Source organism: Salmonella sp. SSDFZ54 (assembly GCF_004010735.1).
Classification (GTDB): domain Bacteria; phylum Pseudomonadota; class Gammaproteobacteria; order Enterobacterales; family Enterobacteriaceae; genus Salmonella; species Salmonella enterica.
The window spans coordinates 4718343-4738698 of record NZ_CP034819.1 but is presented as its reverse complement, the minus strand read 5'-3'; the positions used below and the strand labels follow the sequence as shown (position 1 = coordinate 4738698).

Here is a 20356-nt window from a genome sequence, read left to right as displayed (position 1 = left end):
TACGTGTTATAAGACAACGGTTCTCGAGGTTCAATGCGTGTTTTTCTTCTGAAGCAACTTCAGTATACCAATTAATAAGGCTATTCACTGCGTTTTTAAAGAGACCGGAGGATAAATTTCTCTTTTTAAGAATTATATGAACAATAAAGCGGCAGTTCATTCATATTTTTTTAGGATGTTGTGCAATTATTTTGACGGTCAGGCGAAATATTCATCAGTTGCGCAAATAAAAAAGCCGGGGCGACCCGGCAAACATACATCACTGCATATCATTTTTTATTCATTGATGAACCAGTCATCAGCGCTCTCCCAGGTCTCCTGGAGAATCTCGCTAATGCGTTCTTTGTCCTCTTTTGATGCGCCAATGACGGACAAGTTGTTGGCGGTAGCGTAACGCACGGTGACGTTACCCAAATTCTCAGGAAAATGATGGCTAATACGGCGGGAGAGTTCGCCCGCCAGCGCATCAATCGCACCGGCAGGCAGAGGTGACGTTTTGGCTATAGTGACTTCAATACGCATAATGGCCCCCTGTTGAATATACTGGATATATATACAGTTAAATCCAATATATAGCAACAGGTAAGCGCATTTTTTATTTTTTTACTGACCAGCGTACTGTTTCACCCGCTAAAAAAGGCACCAGCGAATCATCAGCCAGCGCGATATTTTCCGGTACATGTTGTTCATCGCGAACCAGTTCCACCCACCCCGTATTCACCGGCAGGCCATAGAATTGCGGGCCATTCAGTGAACAGAACGCTTCAAAGTGCGCCAGCGCGTTCATTTCCTCAAACACGGCGGCATAACTGCCAAGGGCGGAGGGAGCGTTGAAACAACCGGCGCAGCCGCAACTGGTCTCTTTACGATGACGTGAATGCGGCGCTGAATCCGTCCCCAGGAAGGCGCGCGTAAAACCACTGGCGACCAGTTCGCGTAACGCCTGCTGGTGAATATTGCGTTTCAGAATCGGCAGACAGTACAGGTGAGGACGAATGCCGCCGACCAGCATATCATTACGGTTAAACATTAAATGTTGAGGCGTAATGGTAGCCGCCAGGTAGTCGTTGCCGTCACGGACATACTGCGCGGCATCTTTGGTCGTGATGTGCTCAAAGACCACTTTAAGCGTGGTCAGACGCTGGCGTAGCGGTTCCATTACGGTGTCGATAAAACGCGCTTCGCGATCGAAGATATCAACATCCGCATGGGTCACCTCACCGTGGACCAGTAATGGCATTCCGAGTTTTTCCATCCGCTCCAGTACCGGCATGATAGCGTCGACTGACGTTACGCCATGACTGGAGTTAGTGGTGGCATTGGCCGGGTAAAGCTTAGCCGCAGTAAATACGCCTTCATGGAAACCACGCTCCAGTTCATCGGCATCGAGCGAATCCGTTAAATAGCAGGTCATTAACGGCGTGAAATCATGCCCGGCGGGCACCGCATCGAGAATACGCTGGCGGTAGGCGATCGCTGCATCAACGGTCGTGATGGGGGACGCCAGGTTCGGCATCACGATAGCGCGACCATAAATTTTGCTGGTATAGGGTACGACCGTTTTTAACATGTCGCCATCGCGAAGGTGAACGTGCCAGTCGTCCGGGCGGCGGATCTTTAAAACCTGGGATGGTGCAGTCATTAATAAGCTCCGGCTGAGGAATAGTCTTTTTGCCGGAAACAAAGGATAAGCGGAAACGTTTTCGTTTGCACGTAAAAAAAAGGGCGCGAGCGCGCCCTCCGAAATCAATTGGTGAAAGGAATAACGATTTCACCAGGTTTAACTTCAATGCCTTTCGCGAGTTTCTTCGCTAACGCTTCGCCTTTACTGCTGTCCTCACGCAATACGTAAGCGGGCCGCTGGTTAAAGTAGCTACGTAAAGACTGATTTAAATAGGGCAGGAGCGTTTGTAGCACCGATTGCATTTTCTCCGGCGTCACGGTGGCGTCTACTACTTCCATCTCCTGAAGATAGATGGCGCCTTTTTCTTTATCAAAGACCGGCAGGGCTTTTAGCTTGAGTTTCATCGTCGCTTTTTGACTGCCAAACAGGGAATTCATATCCAGCCTGGCATCGCCAGTAAGGGTGACTTTATTAGGCTCTTCCCGACCAATCTGGCTGGCAAGGTTAGTCAATACGATATGCGCGTCGGCAATGCCGGGCAGACCAATATCTTTTGAGAAATTATTCCGTTTTTCAAGCGCTTGATTGATTTCTTGTTCGCTAATGGTGTATTGCGTAAGTTGATTACAACCCACTAACAGGCCGCTAACTACCAGCGCAGCGGCAAAAAAAAACTTTTTCATGGCGTTCCTTAGCATGTTGCCTGTGCCCTAATCTTGACACAAAGCAGCATGTCGCGCCAGCGGACATGGCGCCACTAGAAAAAGCTGAAAAAGGCGGCAAGAAAGGGTTGCCGCCTGGCGGGAGTTAGATAGCCATTGAGGAGAGTAAATTAATTTGCGTCTGCTTCGCCATATTATCGCGATAGTCCGCGACTTTTGTCGGCCAGTGGATACCGGCGACCAGCGTCAGATTACGCAGAAGCGGAAACAGATGAATATCATCTTCCGATAATTCACCGTTAACGGCGTTAGGCTGTACGATGAGTTTATCCAGCAAACGTAAATCATCGCCGATCTTTTTAATCAGTCCGGCAGAGTGCGCAAGATGGTTGTCAAAACTGCCAGATGAGGCTTCTTTTTTGCGGATAAAATACTGGCGCGCCGCAGGGGTAGAAAATTCATCGAAAGCGGATTTTGCAAATCGCGGCAGCAGTAGCTGATTAACGTAACCGTTAACTTTGCGCAACCACTCTTCAATGGCTGGATTGCGTTTCCCGGTTAACAGCGGTTTGCCGTCGAGGTTGTCGACATAATGTACAATATCCATACTTTCAGGAAGGTAGCGACTATCATCTTTTTGCAGGATGGGCACCATCTTTTGACCAATCATCCGGGTGGGCGTCGCCTCGTCGTCATTTTGTAACACGTTAAGTTCAACGGGGATGTTCTTCAGGCCGAAAATCATGCGGGCTTTAACGCAGAAAGGGCAATGATCGTAAATATAAAGCTTCACGTTTCTCCTCCATTTGACTGTCGGTATCTGACCAGTATGGAGGAGATAGCGACAGGTATCAAATCAGGCGCCGGGTTCCAGCATCCGGCGCGGCGTGCGTTTATGACTAAATTGCCAGCCTAAAGCCAAAAAGGTGATAAAGCCGATAATACCGAGCATCATCCACGGTAGTTCAGGCTGCGCAAGCGCTTTCCCCATATCAAACAACCAGCCGCCGCCGATATAACCAATCGCGCCGCCAATGGCTAATCCCAGACGGCTAAAGCCCATATAGCTTCCCCGCGCCCTCGCGTCTGCGAGCGACGCGCTGAGCGTTTCGCGCGCCGGTTCGGCGATAACCGAGCCGATGTAGAAAGCGCAAATAAGCGTAAAAAGCTGCTGTAAATTGCCCACCATCCCGATGGGGAGCATGCTCAGCGACATGACGAGCAAACCGGCCATCAGCCGATGCTCCAGCCGAAAACGCTTTTCGCTCCAGCGGGCAATCGGGTAGAGCAACGTCAGCGAGAGACACGCCTCTATAGCGTACATCCATTTCACGGCAGCAGGCGAACCGGCGATATCGTTTACCATAATCGGCAGCATTAACATGACCTGTACCGCCAGCATATAGTAGCCCGCCAGCGTCAGCACGTAGGTGACAAACCTTTTATCGCTCATGACGCGGCGCATTCCTTCACGCACCGGCGTTCTGACCGTTGATAGCTTCCAGGCCGGAAGCAGCCATGCGTTGAAAAGGGCGCATAATATGAACAAAATAGCGCCTGTCGCGCAGACCAGGCGAAAATCGTATTGTAGCAACCAGCTTCCCAGCAGCGCGCCAATCACCGCGCCCGCGCTGTCCTGCATCATCAATAGAGAGAAGAAGCGGCCCCGTTGCTCCGGACGAATTAATTTGACCACCAGCGCTGAACGCGGCGGGTCAAAAAGCGTACCGCCGAGACCGGAAAGAAAGCAGGAAAACCACAAGAGCCAGGGCTCATGCGCGATACCCATGGTGGCAAAGCCTGCGGCGCGCATCAGCATACCGGTGACAATCATCGGTTTCGCGCCAAAGCGATCGGCGATGGCGCCGCCAAAAATGCCCAGACCTTGTTGAATAAACTGGCGCAGGCCGAGCGCGATCCCTACCATTACGGCAGCCCACCCCATTTGATCGACAAAGCGAATAGAGATGAGCGGGAAGACGACGAAAAAACCCAGCACCACCAACATGTTATCGATGAGAAGAAAATATTTACCCAGGTTCCTCGCCTGCGAGACGCGCGACATTTCCCCTCCCGGGAAATAAAAGATGAGCGTCTTCTATTCTGCGGCGGCGTTTCGTTTTTTCCTACCGTTAGCGGGACAATATTTTTTTATCAAAAGTCCTTTTTAATCGAGAGTTTTCATCAAAATGTGGCAGCAATTCAAAAAATGACGATTTGCGCTTTTCACAGAGCCTGGTTGCGCAGGTATAGTAATGTTACTGGCGTGCTGAAGACGTTACAGGAAGGAGTAGGTATAGAATGTTTGGCTATCGTAGTAACGTGCCAAAAGTGCGCTTAACCACCGATCGTCTGGTGGTACGTTTAGTGCATGAGCGTGATGCCTGGCGTCTGGCCGATTATTACGCGGAAAATCGTCATTTTTTAAAACCCTGGGAACCGGTCCGTGATGAAAGTCATTGTTATCCTTCAGGATGGCAGGCGCGTCTGGGAATGATCGGTGAATTTCACAAACAGGGCTCCGCCTTCTATTTCGCGCTACTTGATCCGGAAGAAAAAGAAATTATCGGCGTGGCGAATTTTTCCAATGTGGTGCGCGGTTCTTTTCATGCCTGTTATCTGGGCTATTCCATTGCGCAAAAGTGGCAGGGGCAAGGGCTGATGTTTGAAGCCTTAACCGCTGCGATTCGCTATATGCAGCGCACTCAGCATATCCACCGTATCATGGCGAACTATATGCCGCACAACAAACGTAGCGGCGCGTTGCTGGCGCGGCTTGGCTTTGAAAAAGAAGGCTATGCGAAAGATTACCTGTTGATTGATGGACAATGGCGCGACCATGTCCTGACGGCGTTAACCACGCCGTTATGGACGCCGGGGCGTTGAGCGGCTTACGGAATGAGAGGCAAAGGGAGAAAACGATGAAATATGAATTAACTGCCACTGAAGCGCGAGTGATTGGCTGTCTGCTGGAAAAGCAGGTGACAACGCCGGAACAGTATCCGCTTTCCGTCAACGGGGTGGTGACAGCCTGTAATCAGAAAACCAACCGTGAACCGGTGATGAACCTGACGGAACAAGAGGTACAAGAACAGCTCGATAACCTGGTGAAACGCCACTTTTTGCGTACGGTCAGCGGGTTTGGCAATCGCGTCACCAAATATGAACAGCGTTTCTGTAATTCCGAATTTGGCGATCTGAAACTTAGCGCGGCGGAAGTGGCGCTTGTCACTACGCTGCTGCTGCGCGGCGCGCAAACGCCCGGCGAGTTGCGTAGCCGGGCGTCGCGGATGCATGAATTCAGCGATATGGCGGAAGTTGAATCCACGCTGGAACGGCTTGCCAGTCGTGAGGACGGCCCGTATGTCGTCCGTCTGGCGCGTGAACCGGGTAAGCGCGAAAGCCGCTATATGCACCTTTTTTGCGGCGATGTCGATGAACTGTCTCTCCAGACGTCTGCGCCGGAAAGTGCGTCGGGCGATCTTCAGTCGCGCGTCGAAGCGCTGGAAAGCGAAGTGGCGGAGTTAAAGCAGCGGCTGGATTCTTTGTTAGCTCACCTGGGGGAGTAATGTGAGAACATTACGGATTGGCATTGTCGGATTAGGCGGTATTGCGCAGAAGGCCTGGCTGCCGGTATTAACCAACACCGCCGGATGGACGTTACAGGGCGCCTGGTCTCCTTCGCGGGATAAAGCCTTATGTATCTGCGAAAGCTGGCGCATACCGTATGTGGATTCGCTGGCGAATTTAGCGTCCGGCTGCGATGCGGTCTTCGTCCACTCCAGTACCGCAAGCCATTATGCCGTGGTCAGCGAACTTCTCAATGCCGGCGTCCATGTCTGCGTGGATAAACCGCTGGCGGAAAATCTACGTGATGCTGAACGGCTGGTGGCGCTGGCGGCGCAAAAAAAATTGACGCTGATGGTTGGCTTTAATCGCCGTTTCGCGCCGCTGTACCGCGAACTGAAGACGCGCCTCGGCACTGCGGCGTCACTGCGTATGGATAAACATCGTACCGATAGCGTCGGGCCGCACGACTTACGTTTTACTTTGCTCGATGACTATCTGCATGTCGTGGATACCGTACTGTGGCTGGCGGGCGGCGAGGCGCGCCTTGCCAGCGGCACGTTGCTCACCAGCGAGTCCGGCGAAATGTGCTATGCGGAACATCATTTTTCCGCCGACAAACTACAAATTACCACCAGTATGCACCGGCGCGCCGGAAGTCAGCGTGAATCGGTCCAGGCCGTCACCGATGGCGGGTTGTATGACGTGACGGATATGCGTGAATGGCGCGAAGAGCGCGGGCAGGGTATTCTCATCAAACCCATTCCGGGTTGGCAAACGACGCTTGAACAGCGTGGTTTTGTCGGATGCGCGCGGCATTTCATTGACTGCGTACAAAATCAGACGGTTCCGGAAACGGCGGGGGAGCAGGCGATTTTGGCCCAGCGCGTCGTGGAGGCGCTGTGGCGGGACGCCATCAGCGAATAACCCTCTGTAACATCTGGCGGTAGTAATTCATCGTAATCCAGGTACTATACCCTCAATAATTCGAGTTGCAGAAAAGCTAACGCACATGCAGCTCGAAGTATGGCGGGTATATATGCCCACTCTACATAATACCTCTTTTCACAGTGAATAATGGCAAACCGTGGGGAGTCTGTAAGGCCTGATAAGACGTTTTAACGTCGCCGTCAGGCGCGGTGATACAGCCGGATACGGCAGAAGTTGCGTTATCCGGTCGATGGATCAGCCATGCAGGAGTTTTACGCCAGGGTCTGGAATACAAAAGAAATGAATTTATTGAAATCGCTGGCTGCCGTCAGCTCGATGACTATGTTTTCACGCGTGTTGGGCTTTGCCCGTGATGCGATTGTCGCCAGAATTTTTGGCGCAGGGATGGCGACCGACGCCTTTTTTGTGGCGTTTAAACTCCCCAACCTACTACGCCGGATCTTTGCCGAAGGCGCTTTTTCTCAGGCCTTTGTGCCTATCCTGGCGGAATATAAGAGCAAGCAGGGTGAAGAAGCGACGCGGATCTTTGTCGCTTACGTTTCCGGCCTGTTGACGCTGGCATTGGCCGTCGTGACGGTGGCCGGTATGCTGGCCGCCCCGTGGGTGATTATGGTAACCGCGCCGGGTTTTGCCGATACTGCGGATAAATTCGCGCTGACGACGCAACTGCTGCGGATTACGTTTCCCTATATTCTGCTGATCTCGCTGGCTTCACTGGTTGGCGCCATTCTCAACACCTGGAATCGCTTCTCTATTCCCGCTTTTGCGCCGACATTTCTTAATATCAGCATGATCGGTTTTGCATTATTCGCCGCGCCATACTTTAATCCGCCGGTGCTGGCGTTAGCCTGGGCAGTCACCGTCGGCGGCGTGCTGCAACTGGTGTATCAACTTCCGTATTTGAAAAAGATCGGTATGCTGGTGCTGCCGCGCATTAACTTTCGCGACACCGGGGCGATGCGGGTGGTCAAACAGATGGGGCCGGCGATTTTGGGCGTTTCCGTCAGTCAGATCTCCCTTATCATCAATACCATTTTTGCCTCGTTTCTGGCCTCTGGCTCGGTCTCATGGATGTACTATGCCGATCGGTTGATGGAGTTCCCGTCCGGCGTGCTGGGCGTGGCGTTGGGGACCATCCTGTTGCCGTCATTGTCGAAAAGCTTTGCCAGCGGCAATCATGATGAGTACTGCCGCCTGATGGACTGGGGGTTGCGTTTGTGCTTTTTACTGGCGTTGCCGAGCGCGGTAGCGTTAGGCATTCTGGCGAAGCCGCTGACGGTCTCGCTGTTTCAGTACGGTAAATTCACCGCCTTTGATGCGGCGATGACGCAGCGGGCGTTAATCGCCTATTCGGTGGGGCTGATTGGCTTGATCGTCGTAAAAGTGCTGGCCCCGGGCTTCTATTCTCGCCAGGATATTAAAACGCCGGTGAAAATCGCCATAGTGACGTTAATCATGACGCAGTTAATGAACCTGGCGTTTATTGGACCGCTGAAACACGCCGGGCTGTCGCTCTCTATTGGTCTGGCGGCATGTCTCAATGCGTCGCTGCTGTACTGGCAACTGCGCAAACAGAATATCTTTACGCCACAACCGGGTTGGATGTGGTTCCTGATGCGTCTGATCATTTCCGTACTGGTGATGGCTGCCGTATTGTTCGGCGTGTTGCATATTATGCCGGAGTGGTCGCAAGGGTCGATGTTATGGCGTTTGCTACGTTTGATGGCGGTAGTGATCGCGGGTATCGCGGCCTATTTCGCCGCGCTTGCCGTGTTGGGCTTTAAAGTGAAAGAGTTTGTTCGCCGGACGGCGTAAATTCAGTGCCTGATAGCGCTGTGCTATCAGGCCTACAAGGCATTCAGGCCGGAAAGGCGCAACGTCGCCATCCGGCAATGATTAGATAGAAATTTTTTTACCGCCGCGGTGAGAGACGGAAGTCTGACCGTCAGCCCCGTACAAGGTCGGTTCCTGGTGAGGTTTCAGCACCTCCAGCGCCTGTTGATTACGCTCGATTTGCCCTTCCAGCAGCCAGCCGTTGTGCTGGTTGAGGTCGCGCAGATGCTGCGTTTTTTCGGTAATCGCCTGCCAGCGCTCTGCAATGTCATCGTTTGCGCTACGCTGCGCGTTCTGCTCCAGACGGCGCTGTTGTTCCAGATAATCCAGCGTCGCCAGCAACGAGCTTTTTTCTTCTGTAATACGCTGTAGCTGGCTGCCGTTAATCTGGCCTACGGAAAGCTGTTGTTGCTCGGCGTCCATCACCGTCTTCAGGTCATTCAGGACGGTGGTCATCTGGTCAAGTATTTCTGACAAACGAGTCATACGCTTATTTACTCTGTAAGTAGCTCTGCGCCTCGCGAATGAGCGAGTCTGCTATTTTTCCCGTATCCATTTTTAACTCACCGTTACGGATAGCCGTTTTTAATGCTTCGACGCGTTCCATATTAATGTCGCTGACGCCTGGCTGCATGAGCTTCGCTTGCGCGTCGCTTAACGTTACGCTGGCGCTCGTCGCGGCGGACGTTTTTTCCTGACGCGTTTTTTGTACCGGCGTGTCGCTGGTTTCGCGCGTCTGGACAGTGCTAACGGGTTTCAAAGGTGAGGTACGGTCAATGCTCATTTATTTATCCTCATCGAGGGTTACGTTGTAGCGGCCAGCTACCATCATGGTTGAATATCTCATCGGCAGCCGCGACAAAATCTTTACACAATTATAGGTTAATAAGAATATTCCCATCAGAATCGACGGTTCCACTCACGATTTGACCCGATGTCATGCGTACGCGCGCATTTTGCGCGACGGCGGCATTATTCATCGCCTGACCTTCCGCATTGACGCTAAACCCCTCGCCATTGGCGATGACCTGTACTCGTTGACCCGCTTTGACGCGCCAGGCCTGACGTATCATCGTAAGCTGTACCGGCTGCCCGGGAGCGAGATCGCGCAAACTGACGGCATCCTGAATCTGACGGATATCCAGTACCGTCCGCGGCGGTAACTGATCCAGCCTGCCACGTTTTAGCGTGACGTTGGCCGGCGTCAATTTTCCGCCGCGCGCGATGGGCGCGGCAACGGCGACATAATTGCCGGTCGCTTGCACATTCACCTGCAAATAACGTTTTTCATTGGCGCAGCGCGCCACCACATTGACGTTGCCCCACAGCTTCGCGCTGCCCGTCATGCTGAAGGCTGGCTGCTCGCAGCTCGGTAGCAGATTGGGCGATGAACGGAGCGTGACAACCACCTCGTCGCTGAAGCCAGCCAGACGCTGGGAAAACCACGTGGTCAGCTGGGCGTTGATGTCCTGCGCCATTGTCAGGGGGCTGAACAGCAAAGCCGCCACGGCGAATCCTCGTTTTAACGTTTGCATGGTACTTCCCCCTGGTTGATGTCATGACAGGATTCTACCCGTGTGAAGCAAGCATCAACGCAATAAATAGCGACGCATTTTGCGTTTATTCCGGCGATAACGCGCGCGTGAAGGCATTTAAGCTGTCGGCTGAATTTTGCCATTTGCGGAGGAGATATGCTCGACAGGCTCGATGCCGCCTTACGATTTCAGCAGGAAGCGCTAAATCTGCGCGCGCAACGTCAGGAAATATTAGCGGCGAATATCGCCAATGCCGATACGCCGGGGTATCAGGCGCGCGATATTGATTTTGCCAGTGAGTTAAAAAAGGTGATGGTGCGTGGACGGGAAGAAACCGGCGGCGTCGCGTTAACGTTGACTTCCTCTCACCATATTCCCGCCCAGGCGGTCTCTTCTCCCGCAGTGGATCTGCTTTACCGCGTACCCGATCAGCCTTCTTTGGATGGTAACACCGTAGATATGGACAGGGAACGTACGCAGTTTGCGGATAACAGTCTCAAATATCAGATGGGGCTTACCGTTCTGGGTAGCCAACTCAAAGGCATGATGAATGTGCTACAGGGAGGAAACTAATTCGTGGCGCTGTTAAACATTTTTGATATTGCCGGATCGGCGCTTGCCGCGCAGTCCAAGCGGTTGAACGTTGCGGCCAGTAACCTGGCGAATGCGGATAGCGTCACCGGCCCGGACGGACAGCCTTATCGCGCCAAACAGGTGGTTTTTCAGGTGGACGCCGCGCCGGGGCAAGCCACTGGCGGGGTAAAGGTCGCCAGCGTGATTGAAAGTCAGGCACCGGAAAAGCTGGTTTATGAGCCAGGCAATCCGCTGGCGGACGCTAATGGTTACGTCAAAATGCCCAACGTCGATGTGGTCGGCGAAATGGTTAACACGATGTCAGCCTCGCGCAGCTATCAGGCAAATATCGAAGTCCTGAATACCGTAAAAAGCATGATGCTTAAAACGCTGACATTAGGCCAGTAAAGGAGGCGCGTATGTCTATTGCCGTAAATATGAATGACCCGACCAACACGGGCGTCAAAACGACGACCGGCAGCGGGTCGATGACTGGAAGCAACGCTGCCGATCTGCAAAGCAGTTTCCTGACCTTACTGGTCGCGCAATTGAAGAACCAGGACCCGACTAACCCATTACAAAATAATGAGTTAACGACGCAGTTGGCGCAAATCAGTACCGTGAGCGGCATTGAAAAACTGAATACGACGCTGGGGGCTATTTCTGGGCAAATCGATAATAGTCAGTCCCTACAGGCGACCACGCTGATTGGACATGGCGTTATGGTGCCTGGCACCACAATTCTGGCGGGTAAAGGCGCGGAAGAAGGGGCCGTGACGTCCACGACGCCGTTTGGCGTGGAATTGCAACAGCCTGCGGACAAAGTGACGGCAACCATTACCGATAAAGATGGCCGGGTGGTACGGACGCTGGAGATCGGTGAGTTGCGAGCCGGGGTACACACCTTTACCTGGGATGGTAAGCAAACGGACGGAACAACGGTACCGAATGGTTCTTACAACATTGCGATTACCGCCAGCAATGGCGGAACGCAACTGGTGGCGCAGCCGCTGCAATTCGCTCTGGTACAGGGCGTGACGAAGGGCAGTAACGGCAACCTGTTGGATCTGGGTACCTACGGCACCACCACACTCGACGAAGTTCGGCAAATAATCTAAGCCCTTACACTTATCAGGAGTCAGTCATGTCTTTTTCTCAAGCGGTTAGCGGCCTGAACGCTGCGGCCACCAACCTTGATGTTATCGGTAATAACATCGCCAACTCCGCCACCTATGGCTTTAAGTCCGGTACGGCATCATTTGCCGATATGTTCGCCGGTTCCAAAGTGGGGCTGGGCGTAAAAGTGGCGGGGATTACCCAGGATTTTACCGACGGTACGACAACGAACACCGGGCGCGGGCTGGATGTCGCGATTAGCCAGAACGGTTTTTTCCGCCTGGTAGACAGCAACGGTTCCGTGTTCTATAGCCGCAACGGCCAGTTCAAACTGGACGAGAACCGTAACCTGGTCAATATGCAGGGGATGCAGTTGACCGGCTATCCGGCCACCGGTACGCCGCCGACCATTCAGCAGGGGGCGAATCCTGCGCCGATCACCATTCCGAACACGCTGATGGCGGCGAAATCGACCACCACCGCGTCAATGCAGATCAACCTGAACTCAACGGACCCTGTACCGTCTAAAACGCCCTTTAGCGTGAGTGATGCGGATTCGTATAACAAAAAAGGCACCGTCACCGTTTATGACAGCCAGGGTAATGCCCATGACATGAACGTCTATTTTGTGAAAACCAAAGATAATGAATGGGCTGTGTATACCCATGACAGCAGCGATCCTGCAGCCACAGCGCCAACAACGGCGTCCACTACGCTGAAATTCAATGAAAACGGGATTCTGGAGTCTGGTGGTACGGTTGACATCGAAACCGGTGAAATTAATGGCGCGACTAAGGCCACCTTCTCCCTCAGCTTCCTTAACTCTATGCAGCAGAACACCGGGTCGAACAATATCGTCGCCACCAATCAAAACGGCTATAAGCCTGGCGACCTGGTGAGCTACCAGATTAACAACGACGGCACCGTGGTTGGCAACTACTCCAACGAGCAGGAGCAGGTGCTGGGGCAGATAGTGCTGGCTAACTTCGCCAATAACGAAGGTCTGGCATCCCAGGGCGATAACGTCTGGGCGGCAACGCAGGCTTCTGGGGTAGCGCTGCTGGGGACTGCCGGTTCCGGCAACTTCGGTAAGCTGACGAACGGCGCGCTGGAAGCCTCTAACGTGGATTTGAGTAAAGAGCTGGTGAATATGATCGTCGCGCAGCGTAACTACCAGTCGAATGCGCAGACCATCAAAACCCAGGACCAGATCCTCAATACGCTGGTTAACCTGCGCTAAGCGCCTGACGGGATAGCTTAATGGATCACGCAATTTATACCGCCATGGGGGCGGCCAGCCAGACGCTTAACCAGCAGGCGGTAACGGCCAGCAACCTGGCTAATGCCTCGACGCCGGGCTTTCGCGCACAGCTTAACGCGTTACGCGCAGTGCCTGTTGATGGCCTCTCTTTAGCAACGCGCACGCTGGTTACGGCGTCGACGCCCGGGGCGGATATGACCCCGGGTCAGTTGGACTACACTTCCCGCCCGCTGGATGTTGCGTTGCAGCAGGACGGCTGGCTGGTGGTGCAAGCGGCGGATGGCGCTGAAGGATATACCCGTAACGGGAATATCCAGGTGGGCCCGACCGGGCAGTTAACCATTCAGGGACATCCGGTTATCGGCGAAGGCGGACCGATTACCGTTCCTGAAGGGTCGGAAATCACCATTGCGGCAGACGGCACGATCTCCGCGCTCAATCCCGGCGACCCGCCAAACACGGTGGCGCCCGTTGGGCGACTGAAGCTGGTCAAAGCGGAAGGCAATGAGGTGCAGCGGAGCGATGACGGTTTATTCCGCCTTACCGCCGAGGCACAGGCTGAACGCGGGGCGGTACTGGCCGCCGACCCGTCAATTCGCATTATGTCGGGCGTGCTGGAGGGCAGTAACGTCAAGCCGGTTGAAGCCATGACCGACATGATCGCCAACGCACGTCGTTTTGAAATGCAGATGAAGGTTATCACCAGCGTAGATGAGAACGAAGGGCGAGCTAACCAACTGCTGTCGATGAGTTAATACAGGACATTTTATGATCAGTTCATTATGGATCGCCAAAACCGGTCTGGACGCGCAGCAAACCAATATGGATGTGATTGCCAATAACCTGGCAAACGTCAGCACCAATGGTTTTAAGCGTCAGCGCGCGGTATTTGAAGATCTGTTGTATCAGACCATCCGCCAGCCGGGCGCGCAGTCGTCCGAGCAGACGACGCTGCCTTCCGGGCTGCAAATCGGTACCGGCGTGCGTCCGGTCGCCACGGAGCGCCTGCACAGTCAGGGGAACCTGTCGCAGACCAACAACAGTAAAGATGTGGCGATTAAAGGGCAGGGCTTTTTCCAGGTCATGCTGCCGGACGGTACGTCTGCCTATACCCGCGACGGCTCTTTCCAGGTGGATCAGAATGGTCAACTGGTGACGGCGGGCGGTTTTCAGGTGCAGCCGGCAATCACCATTCCGGCCAACGCGTTAAGCATCACGATTGGCCGCGACGGCGTGGTCAGCGTGACCCAGCAGGGGCAGGCCGCGCCGGTTCAGGTCGGGCAGCTTAACCTGACCACCTTTATGAACGACACCGGGCTGGAAAGCATTGGCGAGAACCTCTATATCGAAACGCAATCGTCCGGCGCGCCGAACGAAAGCACGCCGGGGCTCAACGGCGCGGGGTTGTTGTATCAAGGGTATGTCGAAACGTCGAACGTTAACGTGGCGGAAGAGCTGGTGAACATGATTCAGGTTCAACGCGCCTATGAAATTAACAGTAAAGCAGTATCGACGACCGATCAGATGCTGCAGAAACTGACGCAACTCTAAGGGGCCGCCGGTGGGGGATACGCCACCGGCTCCCTGATTTTGAAGATGAAGGTAATGCAAAAATACGCGCTTCACGCTTACCCAGTTATGGCCCTGATGGTCGCGACGCTGACAGGATGCGCCTGGATACCCGCTAAACCGCTTGTGCAGGGGGCGACCACGGCGCAGCCGATACCTGGCCCGGTACCGGTGGCGAATGGCTCCATATTTCAGTCTGCGCAGCCGATTAATTATGGCTATCAGCCGCTTTTTGAAGATCGTCGACCGCGTAATATCGGCGATACGCTCACGATTGTGTTACAGGAAAACGTCAGCGCCAGTAAAAGCTCGTCGGCAAATGCCAGTCGCGACGGCAAAACCAGCTTTGGTTTTGATACGGTACCGCGTTATCTGCAGGGATTATTCGGTAATTCCCGCGCGGATATGGAGGCCTCCGGCGGCAACTCTTTTAATGGTAAAGGCGGCGCGAATGCCAGCAATACCTTTAGCGGCACGCTGACCGTGACCGTCGATCAGGTTCTGGCCAATGGCAATTTACACGTCGTGGGGGAAAAACAGATCGCGATTAATCAGGGAACGGAATTCATCCGCTTCTCCGGCGTGGTAAATCCACGCACCATCAGCGGCAGCAACTCTGTTCCCTCGACACAGGTGGCGGATGCGCGGATTGAATATGTCGGGAACGGCTATATTAACGAAGCGCAAAATATGGGCTGGCTGCAACGTTTCTTCCTTAATTTGTCGCCGATGTAAGCGAGGTGTATGTGTTTAAAGCTCTTGCAGGAATCGTTCTGGCACTGGTTGCCACTCTGGCGCACGCCGAGCGTATCCGGGATCTGACCAGTGTCCAGGGAGTACGGGAAAACTCGCTGATCGGCTACGGGCTGGTGGTCGGGCTGGACGGTACGGGCGACCAGACGACCCAGACGCCATTTACCACCCAGACGCTGAATAACATGCTGTCACAACTGGGGATTACGGTCCCCACCGGCACCAACATGCAGTTGAAAAACGTGGCGGCGGTGATGGTGACGGCGTCGTATCCGCCTTTTGCGCGACAGGGACAAACGATCGATGTCGTCGTTTCCTCAATGGGGAACGCTAAAAGTCTGCGTGGCGGGACGTTATTAATGACGCCGTTAAAAGGGGTGGACAGCCAGGTGTATGCTCTGGCGCAGGGCAATATTCTGGTCGGCGGCGCGGGCGCTTCCGCAGGCGGCAGTAGCGTGCAGGTTAACCAGCTTAATGGCGGGCGCATCACTAATGGCGCGATTATCGAACGCGAGTTGCCGACTCAGTTCGGCGCTGGCAACACCATTAACCTGCAATTGAACGACGAAGATTTTACGATGGCGCAGCAAATTACCGACGCCATCAACCGCGCCCGCGGTTACGGCAGCGCCACTGCGCTTGATGCGCGAACGGTACAGGTACGCGTGCCCAGCGGCAACAGCTCGCAGGTGCGTTTTCTGGCGGACATTCAAAATATGGAAGTCAACGTGACGCCGCAGGATGCAAAAGTCGTGATCAACTCGCGTACCGGTTCGGTGGTCATGAATCGGGAAGTCACGCTGGATAGCTGCGCTGTGGCGCAGGGCAATTTGTCAGTGACAGTCAATCGCCAGCTCAACGTCAACCAGCCGAATACGCCATTTGGCGGCGGGCAGACCGTGGTGACGCCACAGACTCAGATAGATTTGCGTCAGAGCGGCGGATCGCTACAGAGCGTGCGTTCCAGCGCCAATCTGAACAGCGTAGTGCGCGCGCTGAATGCGCTTGGCGCGACGCCGATGGACCTGATGTCGATTTTGCAGTCCATGCAGAGCGCGGGCTGTCTACGCGCCAAACTGGAAATCATCTGATGATCGGAGACGGTAAATTGCTGGCCAGCGCGGCCTGGGATGCGCAATCTCTGAACGAACTGAAAGCGAAAGCGGGCCAGGACCCGGCGGCGAATATCCGTCCTGTGGCCCGTCAGGTGGAAGGGATGTTTGTGCAGATGATGCTGAAAAGTATGCGCGAGGCTTTACCCAAAGATGGTTTATTCAGCAGCGATCAGACACGTCTGTATACCAGCATGTATGACCAGCAGATCGCCCAGCAGATGACCGCCGGTAAGGGATTGGGGCTGGCGGATATGATGGTTAAACAGATGACGGGCGGGCAGACGATGCCTGCGGATGATGCGCCGCAAGTACCGCTTAAATTCTCCCTGGAGACGGTAAACAGCTATCAAAATCAGGCGCTGACCCAACTGGTGCGCAAAGCCATACCGAAAACGCCGGACAGCAGCGATGCGCCGCTCTCCGGTGACAGTAAAGACTTTCTGGCCCGGCTTTCGCTCCCGGCGAGGCTGGCCAGCGAACAAAGCGGGGTGCCGCATCATCTGATTCTGGCGCAGGCGGCGCTGGAGTCCGGCTGGGGGCAGCGGCAAATCCTGCGGGAGAATGGCGAACCCAGCTATAACGTATTTGGCGTGAAAGCGACCGCCAGTTGGAAAGGGCCGGTGACGGAAATCACCACCACTGAATACGAAAATGGCGAAGCGAAAAAAGTGAAAGCGAAATTCCGCGTCTATAACTCGTATCTGGAGGCGTTATCGGATTATGTCGCGCTGTTAACGCGTAACCCACGCTACGCTGCCGTGACCACTGCCGCCACGGCAGAGCAAGGCGCAGTGGCCCTGCAAAACGCCGGATACGCCACTGACCCGAATTACGCGCGTAAATTGACCAGCATGATTCAGCAGTTGAAAGCGATGAGTGAAAAGGTCAGCAAAACCTACAGCGCGAATCTCGACAATCTCTTTTAAATTGCTCAAGTCCACGTAGTCGCTGCCGATAACAACGAGTATTGAAGGATTAAAAGGAACCATCATGTCCAGCTTGATTAATCACGCCATGAGCGGACTTAACGCCGCGCAGGCCGCGTTAAATACGGTCAGTAATAACATCAACAATTATAACGTTGCGGGTTATACCCGGCAGACAACTATTCTGGCGCAGGCAAACAGTACGTTAGGGGCTGGCGGCTGGATAGGTAATGGCGTTTACGTTTCAGGCGTACAGCGCGAATATGATGCGTTTATCACTAATCAGCTACGCGGCGCGCAAAACCAGAGCAGCGGCTTAACCACGCGCTATGAACAAATGTCGAAAATCGACAACCTGCTGGCCGATAAATCCAGCTCACTGTCTGGTTCGTTGCAGAGTTTTTTTACCAGCCTGCAAACGTTAGTCAGTAATGCGGAAGATCCTGCGGCGCGTCAGGCGCTGATTGGTAAAGCGGAAGGGCTGGTAAACCAGTTCAAAACCACCGATCAGTATCTGCGCGATCAGGATAAACAGGTCAATATCGCGATTGGCTCCAGCGTGGCGCAAATCAACAATTACGCGAAGCAGATAGCTAACCTGAACGATCAAATCTCCCGTATGACGGGCGTAGGCGCGGGCGCATCGCCGAACGACCTGCTCGATCAGCGTGATCAGTTGGTCAGCGAGCTTAACAAGATCGTTGGCGTCGAGGTGAGTGTACAGGACGGCGGCACCTATAACCTGACGATGGCCAATGGCTATACGCTGGTGCAGGGGTCGACGGCGCGTCAGTTGGCGGCGGTTCCCTCCAGCGCCGACCCGACGCGAACGACTGTCGCTTATGTCGATGAGGCCGCCGGTAACATCGAAATTCCGGAAAAGTTGCTGAACACCGGTTCGCTCGGCGGATTACTGACGTTCCGTTCTCAGGATCTGGATCAGACTCGTAATACGCTGGGCCAGTTGGCGTTGGCGTTTGCCGATGCGTTTAACGCGCAGCATACCAAAGGTTATGACGCCGACGGCAATAAAGGGAAAGACTTCTTTAGCATTGGCTCGCCGGTGGTATATAGCAACAGTAATAATGCCGATAAAACGGTATCGCTAACCGCTAAGGTGGTCGACAGCACGAAGGTTCAGGCGACGGATTATAAGATTGTTTTTGACGGTACAGACTGGCAGGTTACTCGCACTGCGGATAACACCACCTTCACGGCGACAAAAGATGCTGACGGAAAACTGGAGATTGACGGTCTGAAAGTGACGGTAGGGACTGGCGCACAGAAAAACGACAGTTTTCTTCTCAAGCCGGTCAGCAATGCTATCGTCGACATGAACGTTAAAGTGACAAATGAAGCCGAGATTGCGATGGCGTCTGAGTCAAAACTCGATCCTGACGTGGATACCGGCGACAGCGATAACCGCAATGGTCAGGCATTGCTGGACTTACAAAACAGCAATGTAGTGGGCGGCAACAAAACCTTTAACGATGCTTACGCCACGTTGGTCAGCGATGTGGGTAACAAAACGTCAACGCTGAAAACCAGCAGCACCACGCAAGCGAATGTGGTTAAACAGCTTTATAAACAGCAACAGTCGGTTTCCGGCGTTAACCTCGACGAAGAGTACGGCAATTTGCAGCGTTATCAGCAGTATTATCTGGCGAATGCGCAAGTATTGCAGACCGCGAATGCGCTGTTTGATGCGTTACTGAATATTCGCTAAAGGAGAAGGATGACATGCGTATCAGTACCCAGATGATGTACGAACAAAATATGAGCGGCATCACTAATTCTCAGGCCGAATGGATGAAGCTGGGCGAGCAGATGTCTACCGGTAAGCGCGTTACCAACCCATCTGACGATCCGATCGCCGCGTCGCAGGCGGTAGTACTCTCTCAGGCGCAGGCGCAGAATAGCCAGTACGCCCTGGCGCGTACGTTTGCCACCCAAAAAGTGTCGCTGGAAGAAAGCGTACTCAGTCAGGTGACGACGGCGATTCAAACCGCGCAGGAAAAAATCGTCTATGCCGGAAACGGCACGTTAAGCGACGATGACCGCGCGTCGCTGGCGACGGATTTACAGGGGATCCGCGATCAGCTGATGAACCTGGCAAACAGCACTGACGGCAATGGTCGCTATATCTTTGCCGGGTATAAAACGGAAGCGGCGCCATTCGACCAGGCGACAGGTGGTTATCATGGCGGCGAGAAAAGTGTTACCCAGCAGGTGGATTCCGCACGCACGATGGTAATTGGCCATACGGGCGCGCAAATTTTTAATAGCATCACCAGCAATGCGGTGCCGGAACCGGATGGCTCGGACTCCGAAAAGAATCTGTTTGTCATGCTCGATACGGCAATTGCCGCGCTCAAGACCCCGGTGGAAGGCAATGACGTGGAAAAAGAAAAGGCCGCTGCCGCCATTGATAAAACCAATCGCGGCTTAAAAAATTCGCTCAATAACGTCCTGACCGTTCGTGCGGAACTGGGAACGCAACTGAGCGAACTCAGTACGCTGGATTCACTGGGAAGCGACCGTGCGCTGGGACAGAAGCTGCAGATGAGCAACCTGGTAGATGTGGACTGGAACTCGGTCATCTCCTCCTACGTCATGCAACAGGCGGCATTACAGGCGTCCTATAAAACGTTTACCGACATGCAGGGAATGTCGCTTTTCCAGTTGAACCGGTAACGCCTCTTTTTGAAACATATCACGAAACTGGATATGTTTTGTCTGCCCGCGCCATCCACCCCGGCGCGGGCATTTTTTTAGTCGTCATTGAGTTAGTGGTCATATTGTCGCGCCCGTAGCGACGCCATCCGTACGTATTATCCCGCCCGATCTCATAAACGCCTGGAGTGACTAAAA

23 protein-coding genes are annotated in these 20356 nt (G+C 53.8%); 15 read left to right on the top strand and 8 right to left on the bottom strand.

From position 1 onward, the window contains the following. Positions 1-276: 276 nt before the first annotated feature. The 5 genes from dinI to mdtH all read right to left on the bottom strand — a co-directional run bounded on the left by dinI (position 277) and on the right by mdtH (position 4351). A complete protein-coding gene (gene dinI, locus EOS97_RS23670) occupies positions 277-522 on the bottom strand; it encodes a DNA damage-inducible protein I (RefSeq protein ID WP_001217763.1) in 246 nt (81 codons plus the stop codon). 73 nt (positions 523-595) lie between these two features. Beyond that, positions 596-1642: a dihydroorotase gene (gene pyrC, locus EOS97_RS23665; RefSeq protein ID WP_000126611.1), complete on the bottom strand. Its 1047-nt coding sequence runs from the start codon at positions 1640-1642 to the stop codon at positions 596-598. Positions 1643-1746: 104 nt separating this feature from the next. Then, complete coding sequence (locus EOS97_RS23660; protein ID WP_000713054.1) at positions 1747-2307, bottom strand: lipoprotein; 561 nt, start codon at positions 2305-2307, stop codon at positions 1747-1749. Between the two features lie 124 nt (positions 2308-2431). Continuing rightward, on the bottom strand, positions 2432-3079 hold the full coding sequence (gene grxB, locus EOS97_RS23655) for a glutaredoxin 2 (RefSeq protein WP_000780893.1): 648 nt from the start codon (positions 3077-3079) through the stop codon (positions 2432-2434). A 63-nt stretch (positions 3080-3142) separates the two neighbouring features. Further along, a complete protein-coding gene (mdtH, locus tag EOS97_RS23650; protein ID WP_000092178.1) occupies positions 3143-4351 on the bottom strand; it encodes a multidrug efflux MFS transporter MdtH in 1209 nt (402 codons plus the stop codon). A 236-nt stretch (positions 4352-4587) separates the two neighbouring features. Here mdtH and rimJ point away from each other — a divergent pair, with 236 nt between their 5' ends. From rimJ to murJ, 4 genes are all read left to right on the top strand, one after another. Next, positions 4588-5172, top strand: coding sequence for a ribosomal protein S5-alanine N-acetyltransferase (gene rimJ / locus EOS97_RS23645; protein ID WP_000468204.1), 585 nt, complete (start codon positions 4588-4590; stop codon positions 5170-5172). A gap of 35 nt (positions 5173-5207) precedes the next feature. Next, on the top strand, positions 5208-5855 hold the full coding sequence (locus tag EOS97_RS23640) for a YceH family protein (RefSeq protein ID WP_000873047.1): 648 nt from the start codon (positions 5208-5210) through the stop codon (positions 5853-5855). Between the two features lies 1 nt (position 5856). Continuing rightward, positions 5857-6780, top strand: coding sequence for a Gfo/Idh/MocA family protein (locus EOS97_RS23635; RefSeq protein ID WP_001259720.1), 924 nt, complete (start codon positions 5857-5859; stop codon positions 6778-6780). 303 nt (positions 6781-7083) lie between these two features. After that, entirely contained in the window at positions 7084-8619 is a 1536-nt protein-coding gene (gene murJ, locus EOS97_RS23630; protein ID WP_001537775.1) for a murein biosynthesis integral membrane protein MurJ, read from the top strand. An 81-nt stretch (positions 8620-8700) separates the two neighbouring features. Here the strand turns inward: murJ and flgN are convergent, their stop codons facing one another. The 3 genes from flgN to flgA all read right to left on the bottom strand — a co-directional run bounded on the left by flgN (position 8701) and on the right by flgA (position 10172). Next, positions 8701-9123 carry a flagella biosynthesis chaperone FlgN gene (flgN, locus tag EOS97_RS23625; RefSeq protein ID WP_000197547.1) on the bottom strand — a complete coding sequence of 141 codons (423 nt, stop codon included), beginning with the start codon at positions 9121-9123 and terminating at the stop codon, positions 8701-8703. Between the two features lie 4 nt (positions 9124-9127). Beyond that, entirely contained in the window at positions 9128-9421 is a 294-nt protein-coding gene (flgM, locus tag EOS97_RS23620) for a flagellar biosynthesis anti-sigma factor FlgM (protein ID WP_000020893.1), read from the bottom strand. A gap of 91 nt (positions 9422-9512) precedes the next feature. After that, complete coding sequence (flgA, locus tag EOS97_RS23615) at positions 9513-10172, bottom strand: flagellar basal body P-ring formation chaperone FlgA (RefSeq protein WP_001194082.1); 660 nt, start codon at positions 10170-10172, stop codon at positions 9513-9515. 156 nt (positions 10173-10328) lie between these two features. On the opposite strand from flgA, the gene flgB reads away from it, so the two are divergent. The 11 genes from flgB (at position 10329) to flgL (ending at position 20179) form a co-directional block, all read left to right on the top strand. Then, positions 10329-10745: a flagellar basal body rod protein FlgB gene (flgB, locus tag EOS97_RS23605; protein WP_000887043.1), complete on the top strand. Its 417-nt coding sequence runs from the start codon at positions 10329-10331 to the stop codon at positions 10743-10745. 3 nt (positions 10746-10748) lie between these two features. After that, positions 10749-11153 carry a flagellar basal body rod protein FlgC gene (gene flgC / locus EOS97_RS23600; RefSeq protein ID WP_001196448.1) on the top strand — a complete coding sequence of 135 codons (405 nt, stop codon included), beginning with the start codon at positions 10749-10751 and terminating at the stop codon, positions 11151-11153. A gap of 11 nt (positions 11154-11164) precedes the next feature. Further along, on the top strand, positions 11165-11863 hold the full coding sequence (gene flgD / locus EOS97_RS23595; RefSeq protein ID WP_000020450.1) for a flagellar hook assembly protein FlgD: 699 nt from the start codon (positions 11165-11167) through the stop codon (positions 11861-11863). A gap of 26 nt (positions 11864-11889) precedes the next feature. Further along, on the top strand, positions 11890-13101 hold the full coding sequence (gene flgE, locus EOS97_RS23590; protein WP_000010564.1) for a flagellar hook protein FlgE: 1212 nt from the start codon (positions 11890-11892) through the stop codon (positions 13099-13101). A 20-nt stretch (positions 13102-13121) separates the two neighbouring features. Further along, a complete protein-coding gene (locus EOS97_RS23585) occupies positions 13122-13877 on the top strand; it encodes a flagellar basal body rod protein FlgF (protein ID WP_000349278.1) in 756 nt (251 codons plus the stop codon). Between the two features lie 13 nt (positions 13878-13890). Next, positions 13891-14673: a flagellar basal-body rod protein FlgG gene (gene flgG / locus EOS97_RS23580; protein ID WP_000625851.1), complete on the top strand. Its 783-nt coding sequence runs from the start codon at positions 13891-13893 to the stop codon at positions 14671-14673. Positions 14674-14727: 54 nt separating this feature from the next. Beyond that, the gene (gene flgH / locus EOS97_RS23575; protein ID WP_001174897.1) at positions 14728-15426 is read left to right on the top strand and encodes a flagellar basal body L-ring protein FlgH; all 699 of its coding nucleotides are present in this window, start codon (positions 14728-14730) and stop codon (positions 15424-15426) included. An 11-nt stretch (positions 15427-15437) separates the two neighbouring features. Then, a complete protein-coding gene (locus EOS97_RS23570; protein ID WP_001518955.1) occupies positions 15438-16535 on the top strand; it encodes a flagellar basal body P-ring protein FlgI in 1098 nt (365 codons plus the stop codon). Beyond that, entirely contained in the window at positions 16535-17485 is a 951-nt protein-coding gene (gene flgJ / locus EOS97_RS23565; protein WP_000578680.1) for a flagellar assembly peptidoglycan hydrolase FlgJ, read from the top strand. The genes EOS97_RS23570 and flgJ overlap by 1 nt, the downstream gene beginning before the upstream one ends. 64 nt (positions 17486-17549) lie before the next feature. After that, on the top strand, positions 17550-19211 hold the full coding sequence (flgK, locus tag EOS97_RS23560) for a flagellar hook-associated protein FlgK (RefSeq protein WP_000096425.1): 1662 nt from the start codon (positions 17550-17552) through the stop codon (positions 19209-19211). Between the two features lie 14 nt (positions 19212-19225). Beyond that, the gene (gene flgL, locus EOS97_RS23555; protein ID WP_001223032.1) at positions 19226-20179 is read left to right on the top strand and encodes a flagellar hook-associated protein FlgL; all 954 of its coding nucleotides are present in this window, start codon (positions 19226-19228) and stop codon (positions 20177-20179) included. Positions 20180-20356 lie beyond the last annotated feature (177 nt).